The organism is Asticcacaulis sp. (assembly GCF_047605585.1).
Taxonomy (GTDB): domain Bacteria; phylum Pseudomonadota; class Alphaproteobacteria; order Caulobacterales; family Caulobacteraceae; genus Asticcacaulis.
In genome coordinates this window covers 471619-497844 of sequence record NZ_JASGFK010000003.1, presented here as the reverse complement: position 1 = coordinate 497844, position 26226 = coordinate 471619, and the positions used below count along the sequence as shown (strand labels likewise).

Here is a 26226-nt window from a genome sequence, read left to right as displayed (position 1 = left end):
CACCCCAATTACGCCGCCAGCAAACTTGACGCGTCACTCATCGATTTCGGTCCCAGAAGCGCGCTGGCGCAAGCCTTCTGACTGGCAATGGCCGAGCCGACGCGCACCAGATCATCGCGGCTGACCGCTTCGATATCCGCCGCTACCTCATCGAGCGTGAACACCTTGTCGAAGGTCGATAGCTGGCTGGCGAAAGTGCCGCTGCGCGAGGCCGCCCCTTCATGATTGAGAAACAGCGAGGTCATGAATTGCGCTTTGGCGCGTTCTAGCTCGGCTTCCAGCGGATTGGATGAGAGTTCGCCCAGAACCTTTTGAATAAGCTCGATAAGCGGCTCGACATCCCTGGCGGCGCAACCGGCATAGACGCCAAAGATGCCGCCATCACGATAAGGCGTGGTGAAGGAATCGATGCTGTAGGCCAGCCCCCTGGCTTCACGCGCCTCCTGGAACAGGCGCGACGCCATACCGCCGCCCAGAATCTCGCTAAACAGCCGCAGGGGAATGATGTCCGGGTTGAGGCGGCCTATACCATTGAAGCCCAGGGTCAGATTGGCCTGCTCAATCTTACGCTTCTGGACATGGCGTTCCGTGGTGAAACGCATGACCGCCGGCCTGTCGAAACCGGTATGCGCCGGCACGCTCTCCACATAGGGTTTCAGAGCGGCATAGACCTCTTCCGACACGACACCGCCCGACACGCAGATAACGATCTGGTGCGGCGCGTAAAGGGTTTCGGCAAAGGCGCGCAGAGCCGGCGGTGTGACCGGCTTGAGGCTTTGCTTGGTGCCCAGGATCGGCCGGCCGAGCGATTGCCCCGCGAACATGGCCGATTGCAGCAGATCGAAGACATGATCATCCGGCGTATCGTAGGCTTCGAGGATCTCCTGCTCGACCACTTTCTTCTCGCGCGCCAGTTCCTCGCCATCAATGACCGGCCGAAACATCAGGTCAGTGACGATTTCCAGCGCCAGCGGCAGGAGGCTGTTCAGGCCGCGTACTTCGAAACGGGTATGTTCATAGCCTGTGGAGGCATTGATCGTGCCGCCCTTGTGCTCGATGGCCTCGGCGAGGTCACGGGCGTTGCGGCCACCGGCGCCCTTGAAAACCATGTGCTCCAGCAGATGTGCCCAGCCCGACTGCGCCTCGGTTTCAAACCGTGCCCCACCATAGATCAGCGCGCTCAGCGCAAAGGTCTTCAGTCCGGGCATAGGATCGACCAGCAAACGCAGGCCGTTATCGAAGGTGTAGAGCTTTTGCGAGGCGAGAATAGTCAAATGGTTTTAGCCTTTCGGGCTCTTTGATAGACGACGCTACCGAAAACACCCAGCAGCGCCCAGCCCAGGCCGAACCAGGTCAGGGCATATTCAAGATGACGATTTGGCAGAGGCGCGGTGAGCGGTCCCTGCAACAGGCCCGCTATATCGGCGCGACTGGCCTTCAGGTCAAGCACCAGGAAATAATCCGGCCGCAGGCTGGCTTTCAGAGCCGTGCCCATTTCGGTGGCCGAGCGCCAGTACCAGTCATTATCGGCGATGCGATTGACCGGGGTAAAAAGGCCGCTCTTCTCGAACGGCCGCAGCCGGCCAACCGGCGCCAGGGTGACGGCACTCACTGCCTGCCTGTTCTCGGCAAAGCCCAGATCGACCAGCATGGCGCCCGCCTTGATCGGGCAGGCCGTCAGGACACGATAGCCGGGCACGCCCGCCACTTCCGAATGCATGTAGATCAGCTGGGCCGGATCGATTACGCAGTCCGGCAGGGCTGCCGAACGCCAGTCCGGTTTCGGCTGCGCCAGCAGGGTCTCGACCGGCAGGGGCGCCGCGGCTTCAGTACGCGCCATGTCGGCGATCAGTCCCTCTTTCCATTTCAACCGCTCAAGCTGCCAGATGCCCAGGCCATTGAGGAGAATGAAGGCGATCGCGGAAGCAATCGCCAGTCCCGGCGGCACGGCTTTGAGATAATCGCGAAAGGACATGGAATTCCGGTCGTAAAACAGCGAGGGCGCCAGCTCTGAAGCCGGCGCCCCGAAGGTCAGAAATGTTGTGGGCGGTCAGCCGTCAATGTGGGCCGCCGAAGATGACGTAGATGAAGGCGAAGAGGAACAGCCACACCACGTCAACAAAGTGCCAGTACCAGGCGGCCGCCTCAAAGCCGAAATGCTTCTGCGGGGTGAAATCGCCGGCGATGGCGCGCAGCAGGCAGACGATCAGGAAGATGGTGCCGATGATGACGTGGAAGCCGTGGAAGCCCGTGGCCATGAAGAAGGCCGAGCCGTAGAGGTTGGCGGCGCCGGTATTTTCAGCAGCATCCTTGAACAGGAAGAAGTGGAAATTGTGCTCACGAGCGACTTCGGCATATTCGAAGCCCTGGACGCAGGTGAACAGCGCGCCAAGGATGACAGTCAGCAGCAGGCCCTGGATGGCGCCCTTGCGGTCGCCCTTCTGCAGCGCGTGGTGCGCCCAGGTGACCGTGGTGCCGGAAGTCAGCAACAGCAGGGTATTGACCAGTGGCAGGTGCCAGGGATCGAGCGTTTCGACGCCTTCCGGCGGCCAGGTCGACCAGGCCGTCCTGACTTCATCGATAGCTTCGCCGGCGCCGGCGCGGTGGCCGTGGAACAGGGCCATTTCGAAGAAGATCCAGAACCAGGCGACGAAGAACATCACTTCGGAGGCGATGAACATGATCATGCCGTAGCGCAGGCCGAGTTGAACGGCCGGCGTATGGTCGCCCGCCTTCGATTCCTTGATGACATCGCGCCACCAGAAGACCATGGTCAGCATGATCAGCACGAGGCCGGTCAGCATCAGCCACCACTCGCCCTTGGGGATGCCGAACAGACCGCGCATCCCGACCACCATGCCGAGCGCCCAGACAACGGCCGAGGCCGAGCCCATCAGAGGCCAGGGGCTGGGATTGATGATATGATAATCGTGTTTTACGCCGTGATGGGCCATTTCGTTCAACTCACCTTTGGGTACCGCATCTCGACGCGCGGCTGATTATATATATTTCAGGCATAACCCAGGATTCCGATTATGCCAATGCCTGTTTGTCCACAATCTGATCCTGTTTCAGGACACCGCCTTCGACTCGAAAAAAGTATAGGACAGGGTGACGTCCGGCACATCCTCCGTATCGCTGTTGGTCATCAGCTTCGGATCGAGGAAATAAACGACCGGAAAACGCTGGGTTTCCCCCGGCTGGAGCGTCACGTCATTGAAGCAGAAGCACTGGGTCTTCATGAAGTAGGCGCCCATGGTATCGGGCAAAACGTTGTAGGTGGCGCGCGCCGTCACCGGATGGCTGGCATTGTTCGTCACATCGAACCATACCATGGCCGACTTGCCGACTCGCGTATCGAGATAGGGCTTTTCCGCCTTGAAGCTCCACGGCACGTTGTTGGTATTGGTATCGAAACGCACGCGCACAATCTTTTTTCCAGGCGTCTGGATCGCCGCCAGCGTGGCCTTGGCTTTGCGCGCCGTGCCGTTGAAGCCGGTCGCGTTACAAAAGGCGCGGTAGGCCGGCACAGCCGCCGCGGTCAGGCCGCACATAACAACCAGTGCGCCCACCAGAGACAGAACCACACGGCTGTTGCGGCTCAGCGCCATGTCTATTTGCTCGCCGAGATGGAGGCCCGGGCTTCGGCGGCGCGCTTCGCATCGTTCTTGATGCCCTGCGACATGCGCGCCATCGAGATAAAGAAGACGAGCACGACGAAGCCAAACAGGGCCAGGCCAATATAGAGATTGCGCTTTTTCTGAGCCTGGATATAGGCCGCCTTGCCTTCGTTCAGTTGGCCTTCAGACAGATCGGTCATGACAGCAGTCCCGCGACGATGTGCTCGACCAGCAGGGTGGCGAACAGCAGGGTCAGATAAAGGATGGAAAAGGCAAAGAGATTACGCGCCGACAGCGCTTCCTTCTTAACATCGTAAAGGCTCTGCTCTCCACCTTCCGGATGATCGCCTGCCCGCGACAAAAAGACGCGTACCGCCAGATAGATGAAGATGGCCCCGCCAATGACCGAGACGGCGGCATAGGCCAGTCCCCCAATCTTGAAGGCGATCGGCAGGCAGGCGACCGGCGCCATGACCAGCGAATAGAGCAGGATCTGCAGGCGGGTCGATTTCGCCCCTTTCGCCACCGGCATCATGGGGATACCTGCATTGGCGTAATCCTCGGTGGTATAGAGCGCCAGGGCCCAGCTGTGCGGCGGGGTCCACAGGAAGATGATGGCGAACAGAATCCAGGCTTCCAGCGGCGCATGGCCGGTGGCGGCGGCCCAGCCGATGACCGGAGGGAAGGCCCCGGCGGCACCGCCGATGACAATATTCTGCGGCGTGCGGCGCTTAAGGATCAGGGTATAGAAGACGACATAGTAGGCAATGGTCAGGGCCAGCAGACCGGCGGCCAGGCCATCAGGAAAGGCCAGCCACATCAGGGCCACCGACAGGAAGGCCAGAACGCCACCAAAGGCATAGGCGTCATTCTTGGTGATTCGTCCCGCCGCCACCGGCCGCATACGCGTGCGGCGCATCAGGGCGTCGGTCTCGCCCTCAATGGCCATGTTGAGCGCCCCGGCTGCGCCCGCGCCGATGGCGATGCAGAAGACAGCCACCGCCGCCAGCAGCGGATTGAGATGGTTGCCGCTCCAGCCCTGCGAAATCATCAGGCCGGTGAAGCCGGTGAAGACGACCAGCGACATGACACGCGGCTTCAAAAGCTGGAAATAATCACGCGGTGACCCGCGCATGGCTTTCGATGCGTAGGCGGTGCGCAGATTCGCTTCCATCTCCTCGCGCGTCAGAGCCACTTTTTTCGCCTTTGGTTTCGGTTGGGAACTCAAACTGACCTCTAAAGCGCAATCCGACAAAGTGGATACCACTTTTCGGATAGATTGCGCGACAAAATGAAATCTTGGAGCGGACCTTTGATAACATCAAACATCCGCTCCAAGAACGAAGGGGTGAAGACCTCTCGGACCTCACCCCCGGATTTACGTAAATCGCTCTTTAGCGGATTTAGTGGTGCTCGTCTTCCTCTTCCTTGATCACCGGCAGTTCAGAGAACTGGTGATAAGGCGGCGGCGACGACAGGGTCCATTCCAGGGTGGTCGCGCCCTCGCCCCACGGATTGCCGCTCGGGTCAGCCGGACGGCGGACAATGGCGGCTTCCAGACACATGGCCAGGAAGACCAAGACGCCGACGGCGGTGATGGCATAGCCGATCGAGGAGACCATGTTCCAATAAGCGAAGCCTTCCGGATAGTCGACATAGCGACGCGGCATACCTTGCAAGCCCAGGAAGTGCTGCGGGAAGAAGATCAGGTTGACGCCGATAAACATGATCCAGAAGTGCGCGCCGCCCAACCACTTGTTGTACTTCACGCCGAACATCTTCTCGAACCAGTAGTAGAAGCCGGCGAAGATCGAGAAGACGGCGCCCAGCGACAGCACATAGTGGAAGTGAGCGACGACGTAATAGGTGTCCTGCAAACTGTAATCGACGGCCGCGTTCGACAGCACGACGCCGGTGACGCCGCCGACCGTGAACAGAAAGATGAAGCCGATCGCCCACTGCATCGGCACGGTGAACCACAGGGAGCCGCCCCACATGGTGGCGATCCACGAGAACACCTTCACGCCCGTCGGCACGGCGATGACCATGGTGGCCAGCACGAAATAGGCACGCAGGTCGAACGACATGCCGACCGTGTACATGTGGTGCGCCCACACGATGAAGCCGACAAAACCGATGGCCATCATGGCATAGGCCATGGCGAGGTAACCGAAGACCGGCTTGCGAGAGAAGGTCGAGACGATGTGCGAGACGATACCGAAGCCCGGCAGGATCAGGATATAGACTTCCGGGTGACCGAAGAACCAGAACAGGTGCTGGAACATGATCGGATCGCCGCCGCCGGACGGGTCAAAGAAGGCGGTGCCGAAGTTACGGTCGGTCAGCAGCATGGTGATGGCGCCCGCCAGAACCGGCAGGGACAGCAGCAGCAGGAATGCGGTGACCAGGACGGCCCAGGCGAACAGCGGCATGCGGTGCAGGGTCATGCCCGGCGCGCGCATGTTGAAGATGGTGGTGATGAAGTTGATCGACCCCAGGATCGACGAGGCGCCGGCCAGGTGGAAGCTGAGGATAACCAGGTCCATGGCCGGTCCGGGCGAGCCTGTATGACTCGACATCGGCGGGTACATGGTCCAGCCACCGGCGAAGCCATGTTCACCGCCGGGGCCCGAAGGCGTGAAGATCGAGACGGACAGCAGGACGAAGGCGGCGACCAGAAGCCAGAACGAGATGTTGTTCAGGCGCGGGAAGGCCATATCGGGCGCGCCGATCATGATCGGCATGAACCAGTTGGCAAAACCGCCCATGGTGGCCGGCATGACCATGAAGAAGATCATGATGACGGCGTGGGCCGTGACCACCGAGTTGAAGGCGTGCTTGGCGTGATCGGGGTTCGACAGGTTAAACAGCCCCATCGAGTCGAGCATCGACCCCTTCATGAAGACCTGCAGGCCCGGCTCGGCCAGTTCCCAGCGGATCAGGCCGGAAAAAGCGCCACCGATCAGACCGGCGAAGATGGCAAAGATCAGGTAGAGGGTGCCGATGTCCTTGTGGTTGGTCGTAAAGACCCAGCGCGCAAAGAAGCCCGGCTTGTGTTCGTGCGCATCGTGCCCTGGCGCATCGTGCGTGTGAGCGCCGGCGTGTGTATCGCGTTCATGAGTGACGGCAGTTGAAGACATGATGATATCTCTCTGAACTGAACTTAGTGCGCGGCGGCCGCACCGGAAGCCGGTGCCGCGGAGGCAGGGGTTGTAGCGGGCGTAGCGGCAGCAGCGGCCGGCGCGGCGGCGGAGGCCACCTCGGCAGCGGCAGCGGAAGCGCTGGCGGTTTCAGCAGCGGAGGCCGCGGCTTCTTCGGCGGCCGCGGCGGAAGCGGCGGCTTCGGAGGCCAGCATGGCGCGGGTCTTGCCGCCGTTCTTGATGATGAAGGCATCGAAATCTGCGTCGCTGACGACCTTGATCTCGATCGGCATATAGGCGTGGTCCTTGCCACACAGTTCCGAACACTGGCCGTAATAGGTGCCGATCTTCTCGGCCTTGAACCAGGTATTGTTCAGGCGGCCCGGAATGGCGTCGATCTTGAAGCCGAAGGCCGGGATGGTGAACGAGTGAATGACGTCAGCGCCGGTGGTCTGCACGTGGATGACGCGGTTAACCGGTACCACCAGGGCATTATCGACTTCAAGCAGGTAGGGAATACCAGCGGCCTTGGCCGTCTTCATGTCCTTGGCATCTTCGCGCAGACGCGATTCGATATCGGTAACCCCCAGTTCGGGATAGTCATAGGTCCAGAACCACTGGTTACCTGTGGCCTTCACCACCACATCGGGCTTGGGCATGTTGTTGTAGTCGCGCAGCAGGCTCAGCGAGAAAACGGCGACAACCACGAGGATGACCACTGGAATAAGAGTCCAGACGATTTCAATGAACGTGTTGTGGGAAAACTTGGCTGGGACCGGATTGGCCTTCTGGTTGTAGCGGATGATGATCCACAGCAGAAGTGCGCCGACAAGGACACAAATAGCGACAATCAGCGGGAACAGGAGGTCGTTATAGAACCATTCCGTCTGACGCTTCAGCGCCGAACCGGGCAATTGCCACCCCATGGCCTTGTCCGTCGGTTGGCCGAGGGTTTGCTGCACCTCGTCGGCAAACGCCGAAGTCGATACGGCAGCCGACAAGGCCAGACTGGCGACCGCACCGGAGGCAGCTTTAAACAGCCCTCTCCCGAAAAGCCCTTTAATGCCCATTCGCAGAACCCTCATTTTAACGGCTGCCGGAAGCTTGACGCTTCCGTAGCTGCCTATCCCTGAAACTTATACGCGGCCGTATTCACTGAACGAATCTGACGCACTTTCAGACCTGTTAGCCGGCCCGTCCAACAGGGTTCCTTAAAGCCTTCCCGGCAAATTGCAAAGGCCCAAAAAAGGGATTTGCCTTTTTTCAGCCCGAAACGGCCATAACCGCGCGCTCAGTGCGGTCTTTTGTCGCATCACCTTACCGCATCTGACTTTCATTCGCACATCATTTTCAGATTTAACGACTTAAATCATGGCCAAGCTCGATAACCATGCCTAAATAGGGATATCCAACCGCTTCAAGTGATGATGTCCCATGGCCGATTCCCTCTCTCCCGCCGCCGCAATGTCCGATTGGGGCGATTTCGATCTTGCCGGTGCACACAGCGTTCTGGAAGAGGCCCTGAAGGGCGCCGATGATGGTGAAATCTTCATCGAGAAGCGCGAGTCCGAATCCCTGCTGTTCGATGACGGTCGCCTGAAATCCTCGGCCTATGGCGCCGATCAGGGCTTTGGCTTCCGCGTTGTAGCCGGCGAGACCATCGGCTTCGCCAACAGCGCCGAACTGTCGCTGGACGCCATCCATCGCGCCGCCGAGGCCGCCGTCCTGGCCAAGGCCGGCAAGCCGGTCGATGTGCAGCTGACAACCAATCCCGCCCGTACCAACCAGTCCTACTACAAGGCCCATGATCCGCTGGGCGAGATGGCCTTCGCCGACAAGATCGCCCTGCTACAGGCCATGGATGCCTATGCCCGCCAAAAGCATTCCGGTGTCGTCCAGGTCTCGGCCTCGCTGGCCTGCGACAAGCGCGCCATCACCATCCTGCGCGCGGGCGGCGAGCTTTATCACGACTATCGCCCCCTCGTCCGCCTGAACGTCAGCGTCTCCGTCGAGCGCAATGGCCGGCGCGAAACCGCCTCTTCCGGCGGCGGCGGGCGCATTTCGTGGTTCGATATCACCGCGCCTGAAAAGTGGCAGGCCCAGGTCGACGAGGCGCTGCGCCAGGCGCTGGTCAATATTGACGCGGTGGCCGCCCCCGCCGGGGAAATGGATATTGTATTGGGGCCAGGCTGGCCGGGCGTGCTGCTGCACGAGGCCGTTGGCCATGGCCTGGAAGGCGACTTCAACCGCAAGGGCACCTCGGCCTTCTCCGGTAAGATGGGCAAACAGGTGGCCGCCAAGGGCGTCACCATTGTCGATGACGGCACCGTGCCCGATGCGCGCGGTTCGCTCAATATCGACGACGAAGGCACAGCCACCTCCTGCACGACGTTGATCGAGGACGGCGTACTGGTCGGCTACATGCACGACCGTCTCTCCGCCCGCCAGATGGGCACGAAGGCTACCGGCAACGGCCGCCGTCAGTCCTATGCCCACCAGCCTCTGCCCCGCATGACCAACACCTTCATGCGCGCCGGTCAGGATAAGCTTGACGACATGATCGCTAATACAAAGAAGGGCCTGTATGCCGTCAATTTCGGCGGTGGCCAGGTCGATATCACCAACGGTAAGTTCGTCTTCCAGTGCACCGAGGCCTATCTGATTGAAGACGGCAAGGTCGGCGCCCCGGTCAAGGGAGCGACCCTGATCGGCGACGGTCCGGCGGCCATGACCCAGGTCGATATGATCGGCGACGATTTCAAATTCGATCCCGGCGTCGGCACCTGCGGCAAGGGCGGCCAGAGCGTGCCGGTCGGTATCGGTCAACCGTCCCTGCGTATCCGCGGCCTGACGGTCGGCGGGACGAATTAGGCATCGTAATGACAGTTTTACATTAAATCTCTGTCATACAGGGCTCGGGCAAGTTATACGAAATTTGCCGTAGACAACCAACTAACACATTGAATTGGCCTGTGTTTTATAGACACAAAATCGACATTTTTCATTCTGTTGGTTGAAAATGTTACATCCATTTAACTTGTAACCCATGGCTTCGCGGGTATGCCATGCCCCAACGGATGCGTCGCCTGTGCTTCGCATCCATACCGGGGAAAACAAGTTTCATGCGCCTGCATACCACCACCGCACTTGCCGCTATTGGGGCCGCCACCTGGCTTGCCCTCAGCCTGGGCACATCCGCCCAGGCGCAGGATATTCCACCTCCGCCGCCCCCGCCCTTTCCACCGGCTGCGGCCGCGAACGGGGTCCAGACCTTCCAGCCGGCCTATTTTACCGAGTTCCAGGTCTCGACAGCCTATGACATGGTTGCGCATGTGCCGGGCTTCGTTTTCGATGGCGGCGAGAGCGCTCGTGGCTTTTCCGGCACTGCCGGCAATGTGCTGATCGATGGCCAGCGTCCGACCACCAAGGCCGACCTGAGCAACACCCTGTCCAATATCAATGCCGCCCAGGTCGACCATCTTGAACTGATTACCGGCGGCGCGCCGGGTATCGACATGCACGGCCACCGCCAGATCGTCAATGTGGTGCGCAAGACCGATGCCAAGCCGAACTTCTCGGTCCTCGGCATCTATCGCAATCTCGATGCCCGCACCAATGCCGGCGTCCTGCTCTTCACCTTCAATGATAACCGCAACGGCAAAAGCACGGATATTACAGCGGATATCTTCAACTTCTTCGATAACGGCGCGCAGAATGCCCGGCGCGTGACCACCGACAACACCGGCCAGCAGATCCTCAATATCTTCCAGCATGCCGGCGGCACCGGTATCGAATCCCAGGCCTCGCATTCACGCCCGCTCTTCGGCGGCAAGATCACCTTCAACGGCACCTATAATCCCTCCGTCTATCGCCAGACCCTGACCTATGATCAGGATGGCGCCATGGGCTATGAAAGCTTCATTGAGAAGGATACGCCCAGCGAACTGGGCAGCCAGTACGAGCGCAAGCTCGGCCATGGCCTGGACCTCAACCTGAATGTGCTTAACCGCCATGAGCGCGTCCACGATATCGATATCTATACCGACAGCGACGGCACGGCCGATTACCGGGCCCTGAGCCTGACCGATGAGCGCATCCTCAATGGCCGCCTGAGCTGGGAAAAGCGCGATGGCCTGAGCTTCGCGGTCGGCACGGAAAGCGTGTTCAACAGTCTGGATCGCGACTCGTCCTATGTGACAAGCGGCAGTGACAGCACCGAGTATGTCCGCGTGCAGGAGGACCGCACGGAATCCTTCGTCTCCGCCAACTGGAAGGCAACGACAAAGCTGAGCTTCGAAGGCGAACTAAAGGTCGAGGCATCGACCATCTCCGTACCGGCGGCCAACCGTTCCGATTCCTTCACCTATTACAAGCCGCGCTTCCAGGCCGTTTATTCTTTCAGCGACAAAACCAAGATCAGCTGGAAGACCATCCGCCAGGTCGATCAGCTCAGTTTCAGCGGCTTTGCCTCGTCGGTACAGCTTGAAACCGACCACGTAACCCTGGGAAACAGCAATCTGGTGCCACAGAAAGACTGGCTCAATACCATCATTATCGAGCATACCTTCTGGGACAAGGGCGCCATCAGCCTGGCGCTTGAGCATTACGATTATGAAGATACCTCGGATTTCATTGCCGTGGTCGATGATGGCGACATCTATACAGCGAACGGCAATATCGGCAACTCGCAGTGGGATATCGCCCATCTGAAGCTGGATACCCCGCTTGACCGTCTACACGTGCCACACGGTACTCTGAGCCTGGAATGGTACTACCGCCATTCAAAAGTGAGGGACCCGATCACCGACCAAACCCGTCGCGTTTCCGGTATCGAACCGCATATCTATTCGGTCAGCTTCAGCCAGGAGTTCCCGAAATCTGGCACCAGTTGGGGTGTCGACGTCGAAAGCGCGGGCAAGAACCGCAACTATCTGGCCAATGAGCTGACGGACGCTTTTTTTGATCCTTGGACGCAAGTCTGGTTCCAGTACAAGACTCCCAGCAAACTCACCTTCAAGGCCACGATCAAGAACCCCCTCAGCCTGCGTTTCACTCAGGACCGGACTGTCTATGAAGGTCTGCGCGGACTATCAGCCATTTCCTATACCCAGCATACGACCTCCAAGGTACCGCCGATGCTGGAATTAAGGCTGAAGAAGGATTTCTAACCTTCCCGGGCACCGGCGTCTTCAGGAACGGCGTCGTTGACGCCGCCTGACCAGCCCTTGATAAAAAAGCTGACGACAAACAGGACGGCGCCAAAACCGATAACGACGAGGCCGATCATGTTGAAAACGGCCAGCGAAGCCCGCAGCGATTCTCCGGCATCGACCACGTGGCCACCAATGGTCAAGGCACTCATTTTTTCGGTAATGAGGCCGCCGAAATGCTGAGCCCAGGCGGTGCCGACAAACCACAGCGCCATCATGGTCGAGACAATCAGTGGCGGTGACAGCTTGGTTTGCTGGGACAGCCCGACCGGCGACACGGTCATTTCACCGACCGTGGTCAGCATGTAGTTGATTACCAGGAAAATCAGCGGCAACTGGAACTGCGCATTATGCAGCGGCGCTGCCCAGACAAGCACCATGAAGCCCACGCCCGTGGCAACGATGCCGAAGGCAAACTTCTTGACCGGATCGGGATCGGCCTTGCGCTGGCCCAGAAAGCTGAACAGGGCGGCGAAAATCGGCGCAAAGATCAATATCCAGCCGGTATTGATCGTTTGGGTCTGGGCGGCTGTAAAGCCCATATCGACCCAAAGCGTTCCGGCTGGCACACCGCCCATGGCTGCCAGCTGCTCACGGGAAGCCAGCAGGATATTGCCACCCAGTTTGATCGGCTCGGAAATAATGTTGAGATTGACGTTACGATCGGCAAACAGGCTGAGTGCAGAACCGGCCAGCTCTTCCAGCGTGAAGAAAACGATCGAGGCGAAGCTCAGGATCAGCGCCAGAGCCACGCGGAAGTTCTCAACACGAGTGAAGCGCGTGAACATGTAATAAACGACATAGGCCAGCATCAGGATGGACAAGGCCATCAGGACGTAGAAAACAATCTCGTTCCTCTGGACCAAGAAGTAGATGACGGCCACGCCGCAGACCGACAACAGATAGATCAGATGGTCCTTGCGTATCACCTGGCCAACCTTGGTCGTCAGAGCTGCCGGGTCAGGGGCTTCACCGCGGCCTTCCAGCCACGATTTGCCAAGCAGGAAGCCGACAAGCCCCAGAGCCATGCCGATACCGGCGGCGCCGAACCCGGCCCACCAGCCAACGGTCTCTCCCAGATAGCCACAGATGATTGCCGCCCAGAAAGACCCCAGATTGATGCCGAAATAATAGAGCTGAAAGCCGGAATCCCGGCGCGGATCGCGATCCTTGTACAGCTGACCGACGATGGTCGAGACATTGGGCTTCAGGAAGCCAACGCCCATGATGATCAGCGATACCGACAGGAAGAAGGCGCTTTCGGCCCACGAGGTCACAACGCGTCGATCCAGCTGGTAACTCGTCTTCTCCAACCTGGCGGGCAAGGGGGCATCTTTTGGCAGGCCGTCGATCAACAGCGCTTCACTGGCATCGGCATGATAGGTATAAAGCGCATCGCCCACCTTCAGTTTGGGCTCTTCCATGCCATGGCGGACGAATTCGTAGGTCTTGCCCTGATAGCTCAGTATCTGCTGCGCGGGCTTGCCTTCGAAACCCATGCCGAAGTGGCCGATGACCAGCAGAATGGCGCCAAAGATGGCGGCACGACGCGTGCCCAGCCAGCGGTCGGCAACCAGCCCCCCCACTAACGGAATCAGATAGATGAGCGTCATGTAGGACGCATATTGCTGGCTGGCGTGGGCGTCGGTGAACAGAAACTGCTTGGTTAGGTAATAGATCAGCAGGCCGCGCATACCGTAAAAGGAAAAACGTTCCCACATTTCCAGAAAGAAGCAGGCCACCAGCCCCTTGGGGTGATTCCGCATCTGCAGCAGGACCGGAATCCCGGTCGCAATGGTAATGACTATGCCGGCGATGAGGACGAGGTTAAGCATAAAGAGGTCTCGAAATGGGATGAGGGCATTGTCCGTCAGCCCGCAGCCATCGGAGATCGTTGCCTTTTTAACGACAAGACCAGCAAATCAGCCCCTTGGCAAGCACAAGAGTCGTTGCGCGTGCGAAATTGTATACGATTTTAGACTTAGGCTTAATAAGCTTCCGCCGCGTAGAGCTTGTGGAAGTCACCTTGCCAGATACCGTTGAACTTTTCCAGCAGGCGGTCGGCCGGCGTCAACCCGCTTTCGGCGATTTCGAACAGTTCGGCCAGATAACCCGTCTCATCGATCAGGCCACCAGAAAGGCGATTGCGGTTCCTCAGGCCCTGCTTCGCGATCTCAAGCACATCCATCGCCCAGTCCTTCACCGGACGGCCGGCGATCTCGCCCTTGAGGCCGGTCTTCGCGGCCATGCCACGCAGAGTGTTGTGGTCGTCGTTCGTCCAACCCTTGACCAGTTCCCAGGCCGCTTCCAGCGACGCTTGGTCGTAGAGCAGCCCCGCCCACAGCGCCGGCAGAGCACACAGGCGGCCCCACGGACCGGCATCGGCGCCGCGCATTTCGAGATATTTCTTGAGGCGCACTTCCGGGAACAGGGTCGTCAGATGATCGGCCCAATCGTCCATGTTCGGCAATTCACCCGGCAGCGCCGGCAGTTCGCCCTTGAGGAAAGTCTTGAAGTCCTGCCCCGAGGCATCGATATAGCCGCCATTCGCCGCGCCCTCGCGCTTGACGAAATACATCGGCACATCGAGCGCATACCTGGCATAGCGCTCGAAGCCAAACCCATCTTCGAACACGAAATCGAGCATGCCAGTGCGGTCCGGGTCGGTATCGGTCCAGACATTGGCGCGGGCGGAGAGGAAACCGCTCGGCTTGCCCTCGATAAACGGTGAATTGGCGAACAGAGCCGTGGCAATCGGCTGCAGGGCCAGGGAGGTGCGGAATTTCAGCACCATGTCGGCCTCGTCGGCATAGTCGAGATTGGCCTGCACCGTACAGGTACGCAGCATCATATCGAGCCCCAGCTTGCCCACCTTCGGCATATAGGACCGCATGATATTATAGCGCCCCTTGGGCATGACCGGCGTTTCCTCGCGGGTCCACAGAGGCGAGAAGCCGAGGCCGATAAAGCCCAGCTTCAGCTCGGAGGCCACCGTCTTGACCTCTTCCAAGTGCTGGCCGGTCTCGTTGCAGATATCGTGGATGGTTTCCAGCGGCGCGCCCGAAAGCTCGAACTGGCCACCCGGCTCCAGGGTCACCGAGGCGCCATTCTTCAGCAGGGCAATAATCTTGCCGTTCTCATGATAGGGCTTCCAGCCGAAGCGCTCCAGCCCCACCAGCATAGCCTCGATGCCATCCGAGCCTTCATAGGTCGGGCGGCGCAGGGTATCGAGATGGAAGGCGAACTTCTCGTGCTCCGCGCCGATACGCCACTTCTCACGCGGCTTGTTGCCGGATTCAAAATAGCTGACCAGATCGGCCATGGTGCGGACAGGTTCCGCCTTAGAAGTCTCAGCCACGCGCCCTGCCCTCTCAATATTGCAAGCGGGGCTTATATGGGCTGCCCTTCCGTCACTGGCAAGGTGACAATTATGATTTTGGCGATTTACTTCCAATCCCCAAGCGCCGCCTGATAAAGTGTCAGGGCGGAAATAGCCGCGGTATCGGCACGCAGGATACGCGGTCCAAGATTGACCGGATAGACGTTTTCCATGCCGCGCAAGGCCTGACGTTCATGATCATCAAAGCCACCTTCGGGGCCTATCAGGATCGCCGCACGCTTGTTCGTCAATGTTGAGAGAACGTCCAGCAACGGCCTGGTGTGGCGTTCATCGCCTTCATGCGTGCTATCCTCGTCACCGAAAACAATCGCCTCCACACCCGGCGCCGCCAGAAAGGCATCGAGCTTTATCGGCGCCAGAATCTCCGGCACATCCAGCCGCTCTGTCTGTTCAGCGGCTTCCTGGGCGATAATCTTCAGACGCTCCAGCTTGACATGATCCGACTGCGTGCGACGGGTCATCAATAGTTGAATCCGCGAGGCGCCCAGTTCTGTCGCCTTCTCGATGATATATTCCAGCGGCGATCGTTTGATCAGCGCCACGGCCAGTACCGGTCCCTGCCCTTGCGGCTGCGGCTTCGTCTGTTCCATCAGTTTCAGCACGACATGCTTCTTGCCGGCCTCGGCAATCTGCGCCGTCCACTCACCGTCACGACCATTGAATACGGACACTTCATCGCCCATGCCCTTGCGCATGACTGAGGTCAGGTAGCGCCCCTGGTCAATATTGAGCGGCAGCATCAGCCCCGCACTAAAGACGGGTGTCGGTTCGGATATGTAAAGGCGGATCATGGGCCCGGTTTAGCGCCGAACCCTTCACCTGCCAAGATGCGCCGTCATAAAGCCATCGACCTTATCCGTATATTCACCCGGCAGACCGAGTTGCGAATTGACCTCGCCATGCTTCAGGTTTTCCTCCACCACCGGCGCGACCTGACCCGCGTTTTTCAGGCGCGCGGCGAAATCACGGCTCTGACCGCAGGAATCATCCGGGCGTTTCAGTGCACAGACCAGCATCATCGGCACCGCGTCCGGCGCGATATGCTGTGCCGGCGACACGCTCGTCCAATAGGCCGGATCGGTGCCGAAGGCGTCGTCATAAAGTTGCGGATGCTTGCGGTTCATGACCGAAGCTACATCATAGGCGGCGCTGTCCAGCACCACCGTGCCGGACCAGTTATGACCACCAGCGCTGCGCACGCGAGACGGATCGGCTGACAGCAGCGCCACCAGATGCGCGCCGGCGGAATGGCCCATCAGGATCAGTCTGCTTGCGTCACCGCCCCATGTACCGGCATGTCCCTGGACATAAGCAATGGCCGAAGCCACATCCCGTGCCTGCACGTCGACACCAGCTTCCGGCAGCATGCGGTAATCAATACTGACGAAAACATAGCCTTTCGGCAGCCAGTACCTGATCTTGTTCTCCACCACCCCGGCCATGTTCTTGTCGCCGATGCGCCAGCCGCCGCCATGCACCATAACGATGACCGGTGCGTGATCAGGATGCGGCGGCAGATAGATTTCCATGGTCTGCGCCGGATCGGCCCCATAGGCGGCGGATTGACGGGTCGCACCGGCTACCAACTGGCCGGCATCTGGCGGCGGTGTGTCGGCGGATTTTTCCTTTATCCGCTCGATAATGCGCTGGCGAAGCCGCTGGGCCTCGACCGGCAGGGCGACGACGGCCACGGTCGCGATACAGGTGAAGACGGCAATCAGGCGCAGACGGGTCATGGCATACCTCCACGGATGGGCGTTTCCTAGATAAACCCGCAAACCTGACTGCGGGATGAACGAACGCCTCCGACTTGACAGCCGCCCCTGACTAGGCTGATTTTACCGTTTCATCTGACGGGGCTGCCATGAAAAATCACGATACACCGGAAAAGAACTACGACCTGGAACGGCTGATCTTCTTTTCAGACGGCGTCTTCGCCATCGCCATTACCCTGCTGGTTATCGAACTGCGCCCGCCGGAACACTGGGACGGCACCTGGGTCGGCCTGTTGACGCCCATCCTCGCCAAGCTGATCTTCTATGTCGTCAGCTTCTTCTCGCTCGGCCTGTTCTGGATGGCGCATCGCTTCATCTTCCGCTTCACGCAGAAATTTGATGAAATCGCCGCCCTGCTCAACCTCGTTTTCCTCTGCCTGATCAGCGTCATGCCCTTTGTCAACGCCATGGCCAGCGAACACGGCATGCCCCCCGTGGTATTGCAGATGTATATTGGCGAGATGGCCGCAGCGGCATTGGCGGCCGGCCTTCTGTGGTTCTACATCGCCTTTATCGGCAAACTGACCGATCCGCGCCTGACCACCGGCTTCAAGATCTACGGCCTGTTCCGCCTGAGTCTGACGCCCGTAATCATTGCCGCCGGCGCGCTGTGGGTCGGTATCCGCTTCGGCATTCTGCCTTCCATCGGCTTTATCTTCATTGCCTTCTTCGTCACCAACCGGCTGCATCTGGAGCCGTTCAAGGCGACAAAGACGGACGAGACATAAAAAAGGCGGGCTGTGAGGCCCGCCTTTTCTTTATTTCTTTTCTGCCAGAATATCATCAAGCAAGGCCGGCTTGCCCTCGATCCGTTGCAGGGCCGGATAACGCAGGCCACCGTGATAATCGATCTTGACCGTTTTATAGTTGTCATCCGACTTGACGATCAACTCGATCGGTTCGCTGCCGGTCTTCGCCGTGGTGATGGCCGCCTTGAGCAGATCCATATCGAAGGCCTTACCGTTGACCGCAACTAGGGTCATACCCGGCGTCAGCCCGGCCTTGAAGGCGGGGCTATCCCACAGTTCGGACATGATGGTATTGTCCTTGCCGTTGACCGAAAAGCCGATCGAATAGTTCAGATTGGAATATTTCCGCAGGGATTCCAGTGATTTGAAATAGTCGGTCGGGGTTTCCTGATAGACCAGCTTGTAACCGCCCCGGGTGATGCCATCGGTCGGCGCGGCGCCATCGCCGTTCTGGCCGTAGCCATAGACGCGCGCTTTCAGGAAGCTGTCCCAGTCATAGGCGTAGACACTGTTCAGCGTCTTGACCACATCGTCGAAGGTGTAGGTTGTCTCGCCCCAGTCGCCGTTCTTGATACCGAAGAAGGCCTTGGCGAAATCATCGAGCGACTTCTTGCCATTGGTCTTCTCACGGATCAGGGTATCGGCATCGAGCCAGATCATCAGGCCTTCGTTATAGTAGTCCTCGGAGCGCTGCATCGAGGTCCAGTTCTGCGGGCTGCGCGACGAGATGATCGGATCATTGGTGGTGTCGATCAGCGGACGCCACTTGCGGCCCGGCAGATTGTCGTAAGACGCGAAGATCATGGCCAGGGCGCCAAGGTCCTGCTCCTTGTTCAGCAAACCGGACCGACCGGCCAGCATATAGCCCCAGTACTGCGTCTGGCCTTCATAGACCCAGAGCAGCGAGTCGCGCATCGGCACCTGGAAGTTCGGCGTCCAGAGATCGGCGCCACGGCGGAACTTGCCGTTCCATGAGTGGGTATATTCATGCGCCAGCAGGTCGCGACCGACGAAGGCGGTCTTCCAGTCGGTCAGGTACTTCTCCGACACACTGTTCTCGGACGAACGGTGATGTTCCAGTCCGATGCCGCCGATCGTATCAGACGCGGCAACCAGGAAATCGTAATGATTATAATGGTGTGCACCGTACAGCTTATAGGCCTGTTCAATCAGCTTCTTGTGGACGGCAATGACATCATCGGGGGCATTGAGCATATCCGGCGCGTCGGCCATGATGTTCAGGCGCACCGGCGCATCGGAACCGGCCGGGGTGAGATCCCAGGTCTTGAAATAGCGCCCGGCATAGACCGGCGAGTCGACCAGGGTGTCGTAATCGGTCGTCTTGAAGACGATGGTGTCGCCCGATTTGCTGTCGGTTTCCAGTCCGGTGGCATAGCCAAAGCCCGCCGGTACCTTGATCGTGGCCTGCACCGGAATCTGCTTGGCGTAATAGCCGGCCGGATACATGGAGGCGAAGTTCCATTGCAGATCGACCATATCGGCCGTCATGGTGATGCGGCCGGCGGCCGAAGTCACCGGCGCCAGGTATTTGAACGCCACCTCAACCGTCTTGGCGCCTTCCGGCACGGTGATGTGGAAGGCGTTCATGTCGAGTTGGTCACGCAGCCAGTTGATGCGCTGGCCATTGGCGGTGACGATGATATCGGCGACCCGGCTGAGTTCGGTGCCCGGCGAATGGTGGCCCGGGAGCCATTTCGGCAGCATCAGCACCATGTCGCCGCTTTTCACGACCGGCACGGTTTCGTTGACCTGGAAAATCCGGTGATCGAGGTCGGTGGCATCCACCGTGACCTGCAAGGTGCCGGGGTAAGGGATATTCTGCGGCTGCTCGACGGGCACGGCCGGCGGCGCCATATCCTGTGAAAACGCGGCCGGAGCCAAAACTGCGGACATCAGTGCAACCGCACTGACCAAACTCAAACCGTATTTTTTCATGAAACCCTGACTGACGCTGAAATACCCCGGAGGAGGACTAACCAAGCGCAGCCGGTTACATTTGTAAAGATATCAGGCGCAATTTATTCCGGCAGCGGAATAAACTCCAACTCATCGCCCGGCACTTTCGGAAAGGCGATGCCGTCCTGGGCCTGCCAGTCGGCCTTGGCCTGTTCGATACGCTCCGGCCGTGACGACACGAAGTTCCAGTAGATATGGCGTTCGGTCAGGGGCTCACCGCCGATCATAACGAAGTGAGCGTCTTCCAGCGCGGTGATGGTCACGGCCGCGCCCGGCGCAAGAACCGCCATCTCATAAGCTTCAAGCCTCTGGCCATCGATCTCCAGGGCACCGTTACAGGCATAGACGGCGCGTTCCTCGGCGGTCAGCGGCGCGTCCACTTTTTTGCCCGCAGCGAGCCGGAACTCGGCATAGAAGGTCTGGGCATAGGTCTTCACCGGCGAAGTCAGGCCGAAGGCTTCCCCCATCATGACACGTACGGACAGGCCGTCTTCGGTGATGCCGGGAATGTCATCGGCATCGTAATGATAAAAGGCCGGATCGATTTCCTCGTCGGCTTCCGGCAGGGCCAGCCACAGTTGCAAGCCGTCAAGATGACGTGCCCTGGCCTGCGCAGACTCTTCCTCGCGCTCGGAGTGGGTAATCCCCTTCCCCGCCACCATCAGGTTGATATCGCCCGGCTTGATCACCGAGCGCGTGCCCAGCGAATCGCGGTGCAGGATATTACCGGCGAACAGATAGGTGACGGTCGCCAGGTTTATATGCGGATGCGGCCGCACATTGATGCCGATGCCCGGTGCGAAATCGGCCGGCCCCATATGGTCGAAGAAGATCCACGGCCCGACCATGCGATGTTTGGCGAAGGGCAGCACACGCCGCACCTTGAAGCCCCCCAAATCCTTTTCCCGCGCCGGGATGATCAGGCTCACGGTTTCGGAAAGGGCTTCGCTCATCTCTTGTCTCCTAGTCAGTTGTCAGGCCGAACGCCGCCTCATAGCGACTGACCGCTTCGCTCCAGGCGAAGTCAGACCAGAATCGCGCCTGCGCTGCCTCGCCCAGCCGGCGGTACAGTCCATCGTCATTTAGCAGACGCCGCAGGGCATCGGTCAAGGCATCAATGTCCTCACCGTCGATTATCAACCCCGTCTCGTCCGCCAGCACGGCATCGGCGGACCCGCCGGCTGCCCCCGCAACACCAGGTACGCCAAAGGCGGCCGCCTCCAGAAAGGCTGTCGGGAAACCATCGACGCCCTCCCCTTCGCGGTTCGGCATGACAAATAGCCGCGCCTGGCGGATCAGTTCCGTACGGGCGCTGTCGGAAACCGTGCCGTGAAAATGCACACGATTTTTCACCCCGAGCGATACCGAAAGTTCTGTGAGTCGCCCCAGGTCCTCGCCGTGCCCGACAATATCGAGCGCCAGGCGCGGATAAACGGGCTTCAGCGCCGCCAGGGCGCCTATGACCTGATCCAGTCCCTTGCGCGGTTCCAGCCGTGCCATGCACAACAGGCGCTGGCTTGTTACACGGCTTACCGTGGCCGGACGCGCGCCCGGCGGCGGCGTTACGCCCGGCAGAACCACCTCAATCGGGATTTGCCCCGAAAAAGGCAGTACCAGATCGGCGGTAAAGTCGGAATTGGCCACGATCAGGTTCGCCCGTCTCAGGGCATGCGCTATGCCTTGCGTGCGTTTGCCGGCATATTCATTGCCGTGCGCCAGGCATATCACATTGACCGATTTCAGCGCCGCTGCTGGCAGTTCCGCCAGCACTCGCCAGTTATCGGCCACCACGGTCGTCACCCCACCCTGGCGGATGCGCGCCGCCACAGCCTTTCCTGTCTGCCAGCGTCGCCAGAATTTAACCCCGCCGAAACGATGCACCGGATAGCGGCGCGAGGCGTCAAACGCTTTCACAACATGCAAGCGGCTGGCCCGGCAGAAAACCTCAGCCGGGTGACCATGTACTGTCAGGGCCTGGACCAGTCCGGTCATCAGGGCCGGTATGCCACCCGTCTCTGGTAGAAAGGTCTGGGTGACAAACAGAATCATTTCCGCGCTTTCCTGCGGCTTTTCTTCTTCGCGGGCACTGTCGTTTCCGGTGCGGTCGTAGCCGCAGCGGCGGCAGGCGCGACAGGTGCAGCCGGTGCAAGCAGTTCGATCGTCGTGGTCAGCGGCACCTCAAGATGCGCCACCTCATCGCGCGCCACGGCCTTGATCGTGTAAATGCCGGGCTTGTCCTGCGGATCGAAGGACATCAGCACCACCTTGGTGCGGTTGTCGAAAACGTGTTTGGTATCGCCCAAGGGCCCGTGCATGGCAACGAGATGACTGTAATCACTGGTGCCGTAAACCAGACCGTCAGGCCCAGTGACCTTCAAGTCATAGGTCACATCGCCATTGCCGGCCACGTCACGGGCCAGGCCGGTAAAGACCAGCTTGACCGCCATTTTCGCCCCCACCTGGGCGCGCGCCACACGCGTGACATGGCGGTTGCTGCCATCGGTCTTGTCGAACTCGGGCAGTTGCGATTGGGGAATAACGATCACCATGGCGGAAAAGGCGCCATTATGATCCGGAAAACCGCTTTTTGGATCGTATTGGATAGCGGCCGGCTTGTCCTGCATCAGGCTTACGCCGGCAAGCGCCGGCACGGCCGTCATAACGGAACCAAGAACCAAAACGGCTATTTTCCAGGTCTTAAGCATCAAACACTCCATGGACGATTGGCAAGCTGCCAGGTGGCGGCTATCCATTTTTCGTCACAACATTGTCATTAACCAAATAAAGCCCCTGTTTCCAAGGGAAACAGGGGCAAAGGCGTATTGGTCAGAATTTAAAACGCGTTTCAGGCGAATCAATGTCAGCTTGATGTCTCAGGCACAGCCCCCAATTCACCGCTTTCACGGGCCTTGCGACCGTAGACCAGTTCAAACACCGGCGACGCCATGACCGTGGTGACGATGGCCATCATGACCAGCATGGCGAAGAGCGGCAGGCCGATAATGCCCTTCTGCAGGCCGATATTGATGATAATCAGCTCCATCAGGCCACGCGAGTTCATCAGGGCACCGATGCCGAGCGCCGTGCGGTTGTCTTCGCCGCTCAGTCGTGCCGCGCCCCAGCAGGCCGCGAACTTGGCCAGCACCGAAGCGAGCAGGATGGCGCCGGCCACCAGCAACATGGGCAGTGAGCTGACCATGTCCATGCGGGTGTTCAGGCCCGAATAGGTAAAGAACATCGGCAACAGCACGATCACGGCGAACGGCTCGACCTTCTTCTTCAGTTCCTCGCACAGCTTGCCGCGCGGCATGGCGGTGCCCAGGATAAAGCCGCCGAAGATGGCGTGGATACCGACGGCGTCCATGATGAAGGCCGCCAGGAAGAAGCAGATCATGACAATGGCCAGGACGGCATGGCTCATCTCGCCCTTGGCTTCGACCATGCGACCGAGCGGCGCCAGCAGCTTGCGGCCGACAAAGATCACGAACAGGGCAAACAGCAGACCGCCGCCAATGGCCACCACCGCCACGCCAGGGCCGCCGCCGAAGGTGGCCAGCACGATGGCCAGCACGCACCAGGACACGGCGTCATCAAAGGCCCCGGCCGTCAGGGACAGGGTGCCGAGGGCCGAATTGGCGAGACCGCGTTCATTGATGATGCGCGCCAACATCGGGAAGGCGGTCAGGGCGATGCAAGCGCCCATGAACAGAGTGGCGTTGAAGCGTGAGATACCTGCGGCGAAGAGGCCCGGCACGGTCAGCAGCCACGGCGTCAGCAGAATGGCCAGCAGGAAGGGCGCGGTAATGCCCGCCAGAGAGACGAACATAGCGCTCTTGCCCTTCTGGACGAAGTGATCGCCGCGGAAGGTGGTGCCGACCAGGAACATGTAGAGCCCGACGCCGAACTGGGCGCCTGTATAGAGCACGCTCTTAATTTCCTTGGGGAAGATGGCGCCCTGGATTTCGGGAAACAGCAGGCCGAACAAGGATGGCCCAAGGATCACACCGGCGACCATTTCGCCAACGACCTGAGGCTGGCCGAGCAGCTTCTGGCCAAGCCAGCCGACCACACGGCAGGTGACGATGATTACGGCCAGTTGCAGGAAGAAGTGGATGGAAAAGTCACCCGGCGCATAGGCCTTGGTGACGCCGTCCGGCCCCACCGCGCCATGCGGCGACAGGATATTGCTGATTTCGTGTATGGCGCCCTGCAGCAGGTCCGCTGGCGCCAGGTCAATAATGTTCACTCTGAATTCCCCGGAAGCGTTGTTTGAGATTTTTTGAGCCTGTCGGCCATCCTAGGGGTTACAGATTTTGAGAATTGGTCAAATTAAAAATGACGTTTTAAGTTATTTAATTTATTGAGAAAATTGCTGTTGCTTTTTCATCACATTGTAGCAACATAACTACAAATTAATCAGAACAACGAGTCTCCCACTTCGCAAAGGGAGGGAACTCGAACACACCTAACTCTTGCGAATTCAACTGGTGGCGTTATCCGGCACAGCCTCCAGTTCGCCGATTTCGCGGGCCTTGCGGCCATAGACCCGTTCGAACAGGGGCGTCGCCATCGCGGTCGTGACAATGGTCATCAGCACCAGGATCGAAAACAGAGGCGGCCCGATAATGCCCTTCTGCAGGCCGATATTGATGATGATCAGCTCCATCAGGCCGCGGGCATTCATCAACGCACCGATGCCGAGCGCCGTGCGGTTGTCTTCTCCGGCCAGGCGTGCGGCGGCATAGCAGGCCACCAGCTTAGTCAGGATCGATACCAGCAGGACGCCGCCAGCGATCAGCAGCAGCTCGACCGTATTGACCATATCCATGCGGGTATTGAGGCCCGAATAGGTGAAGAACATCGGCAACAGCATGACCACGGCGAAAGGCTCGACCTTCTTCTTCAGTTCCTCGACGAACTTTCCGCGCGGCATGGCTGTGCCCAGGATGAAGCCACCGAAGATCGAGTGAATGCCGATCGCGTCGGTAAAGAAGGCCGACAGGCAGAACAGGATCAGGGTGATGCCCATGACGGTGTAACTCATCTCCCCCTTCCGTTCGACCGCCCGCCCGAACGGGGCCAACAGCTTGCGGCCGAAGAACAGCATGAACAGTGTATAGGCCAGGCCACCACAGATGGCGATGACGGCCACGCCGGCACCGGCGCCGAACATGGCCAGCACGACGGCGAGCACGCACCACGACACTGCGTCATCGAAAGCGCCCGCCGCCAGGGTCAAGGTGCCCAGCATGGAATTGTTCAGGCCACGCTCGTGAATGATACGCGCCAGCACGGGGAAGGCGGTCAGAGCAATGCAGGCACCGAAGAACAGGGTCGCCTGAAAGGTTGGCAGCCCGTTGGCGAAAAGACCCGGCACCTTCAGTAGGAAGGGCGTGATCAGGATGGCCGCCAGGAAAGGCGCCGCGATTCCCGTCAGGGAAACCGCGAAGGCGCTGCGCCCGCGTGACAGGAAATGGTCGGCGCGAAAGCTAGTGCCGACCATGAACATGTAAAGCCCGATGCCGAGCTGTCCGCCGGCATAGAGGATATTCTTGGTCTCCTTCGGGAACAGTTCGGCCATGATGCCCGGGAAGAAATGTCCCAGCAGCGAAGGCCCGATAATAACCCCGGCGATGACTTCCCCGATGACCTGGGGCTGCCCCAGGAACTTTCGCCCAAGCCAGCCGGTGATGCGGCACAGCCCCAGAATAATGACCAGTTGCAGGAACAGGTGCAGGCTGAAGTCACCGGGCGTCATGGCCCTGATGCCGTCAGGTCCTGCGGTTCCATGCGGCGCCAGAAGACCGCCGATTGTATCGGCCACGCTCTTCATCACATCGGCCGCTATACCCGTCTGCAAAAAGTCTGTAATCATATGGTTCTACCCCTGCGCGTCCCTGCGCCTCTTTTGTGACGGCGCTTTAATATCGGGATGTCAGCACGTGGCACCGGCTTCGGCAAACAGAAAAATCGCAACCGAAACTCATATAAGGCATTTATTTTATTACATAAATTTATGTTGCCAAAAGGCCATATTGTAGTAACGTGCCTACAAAATTCGAAAAATCGCACCTTTGTTGCGAAAATTCAGAGGCGGACATGGCTACCATCAGCAGTCGCGATTTCAATCAGGATGTTGGCAAGGCCAAACGGCTGGCGCGCCAGGGGCCGGTCTTCATCACCGACCGCGGCCGCCCCTCGCACGTGCTGATCAGTTTCGAAGCCTACCGCCAGATCAGCGGTCAGACCGAAAGCATAATCGACCTTTTGGCCATGCCGCCGGCCGAGACCGGCGAGCTGGAATCGCCGCTCTCCACACCCGCCTGGGACCGGACAGCGGATCTCGGAGCCTAGG

At 59.4% G+C, this 26226-nt stretch carries 22 protein-coding genes; 4 read left to right on the top strand and 18 right to left on the bottom strand.

Annotated features, from left to right (window positions below; translation table 11 throughout):
* Positions 1-8: 8 nt before the first annotated feature.
* From QM647_RS11465 to coxB, 8 genes are all read right to left on the bottom strand, one after another.
* Positions 9-1274 (bottom strand): M16 family metallopeptidase, encoded by a 1266-nt coding sequence (locus QM647_RS11465; protein WP_414995643.1) that lies wholly within the window; start codon positions 1272-1274, stop codon positions 9-11.
* Positions 1271-1975 (bottom strand): SURF1 family protein, encoded by a 705-nt coding sequence (locus tag QM647_RS11460; RefSeq protein ID WP_414995642.1) that lies wholly within the window; start codon positions 1973-1975, stop codon positions 1271-1273. The genes QM647_RS11465 and QM647_RS11460 overlap by 4 nt, the downstream gene beginning before the upstream one ends.
* Positions 1976-2057: 82 nt before the next feature.
* Positions 2058-2954, bottom strand: coding sequence for a cytochrome c oxidase subunit 3 (locus tag QM647_RS11455; protein WP_414995641.1), 897 nt, complete (start codon positions 2952-2954; stop codon positions 2058-2060).
* A gap of 117 nt (positions 2955-3071) precedes the next feature.
* A complete protein-coding gene (locus QM647_RS11450; protein WP_414995640.1) occupies positions 3072-3611 on the bottom strand; it encodes a cytochrome c oxidase assembly protein in 540 nt (179 codons plus the stop codon).
* A 2-nt stretch (positions 3612-3613) separates the two neighbouring features.
* The gene (locus QM647_RS11445) at positions 3614-3820 is read right to left on the bottom strand and encodes a hypothetical protein (protein ID WP_414995639.1); all 207 of its coding nucleotides are present in this window, start codon (positions 3818-3820) and stop codon (positions 3614-3616) included.
* Positions 3817-4794: a heme o synthase gene (locus QM647_RS11440; protein WP_414995743.1), complete on the bottom strand. Its 978-nt coding sequence runs from the start codon at positions 4792-4794 to the stop codon at positions 3817-3819. The genes QM647_RS11445 and QM647_RS11440 overlap by 4 nt, the downstream gene beginning before the upstream one ends.
* Positions 4795-5023: 229 nt before the next feature.
* Positions 5024-6760 (bottom strand): cytochrome c oxidase subunit I, encoded by a 1737-nt coding sequence (ctaD, locus tag QM647_RS11435; protein WP_414995638.1) that lies wholly within the window; start codon positions 6758-6760, stop codon positions 5024-5026.
* Positions 6761-6783: 23 nt separating this feature from the next.
* Positions 6784-7830 carry a cytochrome c oxidase subunit II gene (gene coxB / locus QM647_RS11430; RefSeq protein ID WP_414995637.1) on the bottom strand — a complete coding sequence of 349 codons (1047 nt, stop codon included), beginning with the start codon at positions 7828-7830 and terminating at the stop codon, positions 6784-6786.
* A 394-nt stretch (positions 7831-8224) separates the two neighbouring features.
* On the opposite strand from coxB, the gene tldD reads away from it, so the two are divergent.
* Both tldD and QM647_RS11420 read left to right on the top strand, forming a co-directional pair.
* Entirely contained in the window at positions 8225-9631 is a 1407-nt protein-coding gene (tldD, locus tag QM647_RS11425) for a metalloprotease TldD (protein WP_414995742.1), read from the top strand.
* Positions 9632-9882: 251 nt separating this feature from the next.
* On the top strand, positions 9883-11928 hold the full coding sequence (locus tag QM647_RS11420; protein ID WP_414995636.1) for a TonB-dependent receptor plug domain-containing protein: 2046 nt from the start codon (positions 9883-9885) through the stop codon (positions 11926-11928).
* Here QM647_RS11420 and QM647_RS11415 read toward each other — a convergent pair.
* From QM647_RS11415 to QM647_RS11400, 4 genes are all read right to left on the bottom strand, one after another.
* Complete coding sequence (locus QM647_RS11415) at positions 11925-13805, bottom strand: peptide MFS transporter (RefSeq protein WP_414995635.1); 1881 nt, start codon at positions 13803-13805, stop codon at positions 11925-11927. The genes QM647_RS11420 and QM647_RS11415 overlap by 4 nt on opposite strands.
* Before the next feature lie 152 nt (positions 13806-13957).
* Complete coding sequence (locus tag QM647_RS11410; protein WP_414995741.1) at positions 13958-15292, bottom strand: glutamate--cysteine ligase; 1335 nt, start codon at positions 15290-15292, stop codon at positions 13958-13960.
* 122 nt (positions 15293-15414) lie between these two features.
* Positions 15415-16161 carry a 16S rRNA (uracil(1498)-N(3))-methyltransferase gene (locus QM647_RS11405; protein WP_414995634.1) on the bottom strand — a complete coding sequence of 249 codons (747 nt, stop codon included), beginning with the start codon at positions 16159-16161 and terminating at the stop codon, positions 15415-15417.
* Positions 16162-16185: 24 nt separating this feature from the next.
* The gene (locus QM647_RS11400; protein WP_414995633.1) at positions 16186-17106 is read right to left on the bottom strand and encodes an alpha/beta hydrolase; all 921 of its coding nucleotides are present in this window, start codon (positions 17104-17106) and stop codon (positions 16186-16188) included.
* Between the two features lie 128 nt (positions 17107-17234).
* Here QM647_RS11400 and QM647_RS11395 point away from each other — a divergent pair, with 128 nt between their 5' ends.
* Positions 17235-17873 carry a TMEM175 family protein gene (locus QM647_RS11395; protein ID WP_414995632.1) on the top strand — a complete coding sequence of 213 codons (639 nt, stop codon included), beginning with the start codon at positions 17235-17237 and terminating at the stop codon, positions 17871-17873.
* A 30-nt stretch (positions 17874-17903) separates the two neighbouring features.
* Here the strand turns inward: QM647_RS11395 and QM647_RS11390 are convergent, their stop codons facing one another.
* From QM647_RS11390 to QM647_RS11365, 6 genes are all read right to left on the bottom strand, one after another.
* A complete protein-coding gene (locus tag QM647_RS11390; RefSeq protein WP_414995631.1) occupies positions 17904-19808 on the bottom strand; it encodes a M61 family metallopeptidase in 1905 nt (634 codons plus the stop codon).
* 125 nt (positions 19809-19933) lie between these two features.
* Positions 19934-20824: a pirin family protein gene (locus tag QM647_RS11385; protein WP_414995630.1), complete on the bottom strand. Its 891-nt coding sequence runs from the start codon at positions 20822-20824 to the stop codon at positions 19934-19936.
* Between the two features lie 10 nt (positions 20825-20834).
* On the bottom strand, positions 20835-21920 hold the full coding sequence (locus QM647_RS11380; RefSeq protein WP_414995629.1) for a glycosyltransferase family 4 protein: 1086 nt from the start codon (positions 21918-21920) through the stop codon (positions 20835-20837).
* Entirely contained in the window at positions 21917-22576 is a 660-nt protein-coding gene (locus QM647_RS11375; protein ID WP_414995628.1) for a hypothetical protein, read from the bottom strand. The genes QM647_RS11380 and QM647_RS11375 overlap by 4 nt, the downstream gene beginning before the upstream one ends.
* Positions 22577-22731: 155 nt before the next feature.
* On the bottom strand, positions 22732-24111 hold the full coding sequence (locus QM647_RS11370; RefSeq protein WP_414995740.1) for a cation:proton antiporter: 1380 nt from the start codon (positions 24109-24111) through the stop codon (positions 22732-22734).
* A gap of 240 nt (positions 24112-24351) precedes the next feature.
* On the bottom strand, positions 24352-25746 hold the full coding sequence (locus tag QM647_RS11365; RefSeq protein WP_414995627.1) for a cation:proton antiporter: 1395 nt from the start codon (positions 25744-25746) through the stop codon (positions 24352-24354).
* Between the two features lie 224 nt (positions 25747-25970).
* On the opposite strand from QM647_RS11365, the gene QM647_RS11360 reads away from it, so the two are divergent.
* A complete protein-coding gene (locus tag QM647_RS11360; protein ID WP_414995626.1) occupies positions 25971-26225 on the top strand; it encodes a type II toxin-antitoxin system Phd/YefM family antitoxin in 255 nt (84 codons plus the stop codon).
* Position 26226: the final 1 nt, after the last annotated feature.

Coding starts and splice junctions, on each gene's coding strand:
- QM647_RS11460 (WP_414995642.1), bottom strand. CDS start 1,975: ATGTCCTTTCGCGATTATCTCAAAGCCGTGCCGCCGGGACTGGCGATT.
- QM647_RS11455 (WP_414995641.1), bottom strand. CDS start 2,954: ATGGCCCATCACGGCGTAAAACACGATTATCATATCATCAATCCCAGC.
- QM647_RS11450 (WP_414995640.1), bottom strand. CDS start 3,611: ATGGCGCTGAGCCGCAACAGCCGTGTGGTTCTGTCTCTGGTGGGCGCA.
- QM647_RS11445 (WP_414995639.1), bottom strand. CDS start 3,820: ATGACCGATCTGTCTGAAGGCCAACTGAACGAAGGCAAGGCGGCCTAT.
- QM647_RS11440 (WP_414995743.1), bottom strand. CDS start 4,794: ATGGAAGCGAATCTGCGCACCGCCTACGCATCGAAAGCCATGCGCGGG.
- ctaD (WP_414995638.1), bottom strand. CDS start 6,760: ATGTCTTCAACTGCCGTCACTCATGAACGCGATACACACGCCGGCGCT.
- coxB (WP_414995637.1), bottom strand. CDS start 7,830: ATGGGCATTAAAGGGCTTTTCGGGAGAGGGCTGTTTAAAGCTGCCTCC.
- tldD (WP_414995742.1), top strand. CDS start 8,225: ATGTCCGATTGGGGCGATTTCGATCTTGCCGGTGCACACAGCGTTCTG.
- QM647_RS11420 (WP_414995636.1), top strand. CDS start 9,883: ATGCGCCTGCATACCACCACCGCACTTGCCGCTATTGGGGCCGCCACC.
- QM647_RS11415 (WP_414995635.1), bottom strand. CDS start 13,805: ATGCTTAACCTCGTCCTCATCGCCGGCATAGTCATTACCATTGCGACC.
- QM647_RS11410 (WP_414995741.1), bottom strand. CDS start 15,292: ATGGCCGATCTGGTCAGCTATTTTGAATCCGGCAACAAGCCGCGTGAG.
- QM647_RS11405 (WP_414995634.1), bottom strand. CDS start 16,161: ATGATCCGCCTTTACATATCCGAACCGACACCCGTCTTTAGTGCGGGG.
- QM647_RS11400 (WP_414995633.1), bottom strand. CDS start 17,106: ATGACCCGTCTGCGCCTGATTGCCGTCTTCACCTGTATCGCGACCGTG.
- QM647_RS11395 (WP_414995632.1), top strand. CDS start 17,235: ATGAAAAATCACGATACACCGGAAAAGAACTACGACCTGGAACGGCTG.
- QM647_RS11390 (WP_414995631.1), bottom strand. CDS start 19,808: ATGTCCGCAGTTTTGGCTCCGGCCGCGTTTTCACAGGATATGGCGCCG.
- QM647_RS11385 (WP_414995630.1), bottom strand. CDS start 20,824: ATGAGCGAAGCCCTTTCCGAAACCGTGAGCCTGATCATCCCGGCGCGG.
- QM647_RS11380 (WP_414995629.1), bottom strand. CDS start 21,920: ATGATTCTGTTTGTCACCCAGACCTTTCTACCAGAGACGGGTGGCATA.
- QM647_RS11375 (WP_414995628.1), bottom strand. CDS start 22,576: ATGCTTAAGACCTGGAAAATAGCCGTTTTGGTTCTTGGTTCCGTTATG.
- QM647_RS11365 (WP_414995627.1), bottom strand. CDS start 25,746: ATGATTACAGACTTTTTGCAGACGGGTATAGCGGCCGATGTGATGAAG.
- QM647_RS11360 (WP_414995626.1), top strand. CDS start 25,971: ATGGCTACCATCAGCAGTCGCGATTTCAATCAGGATGTTGGCAAGGCC.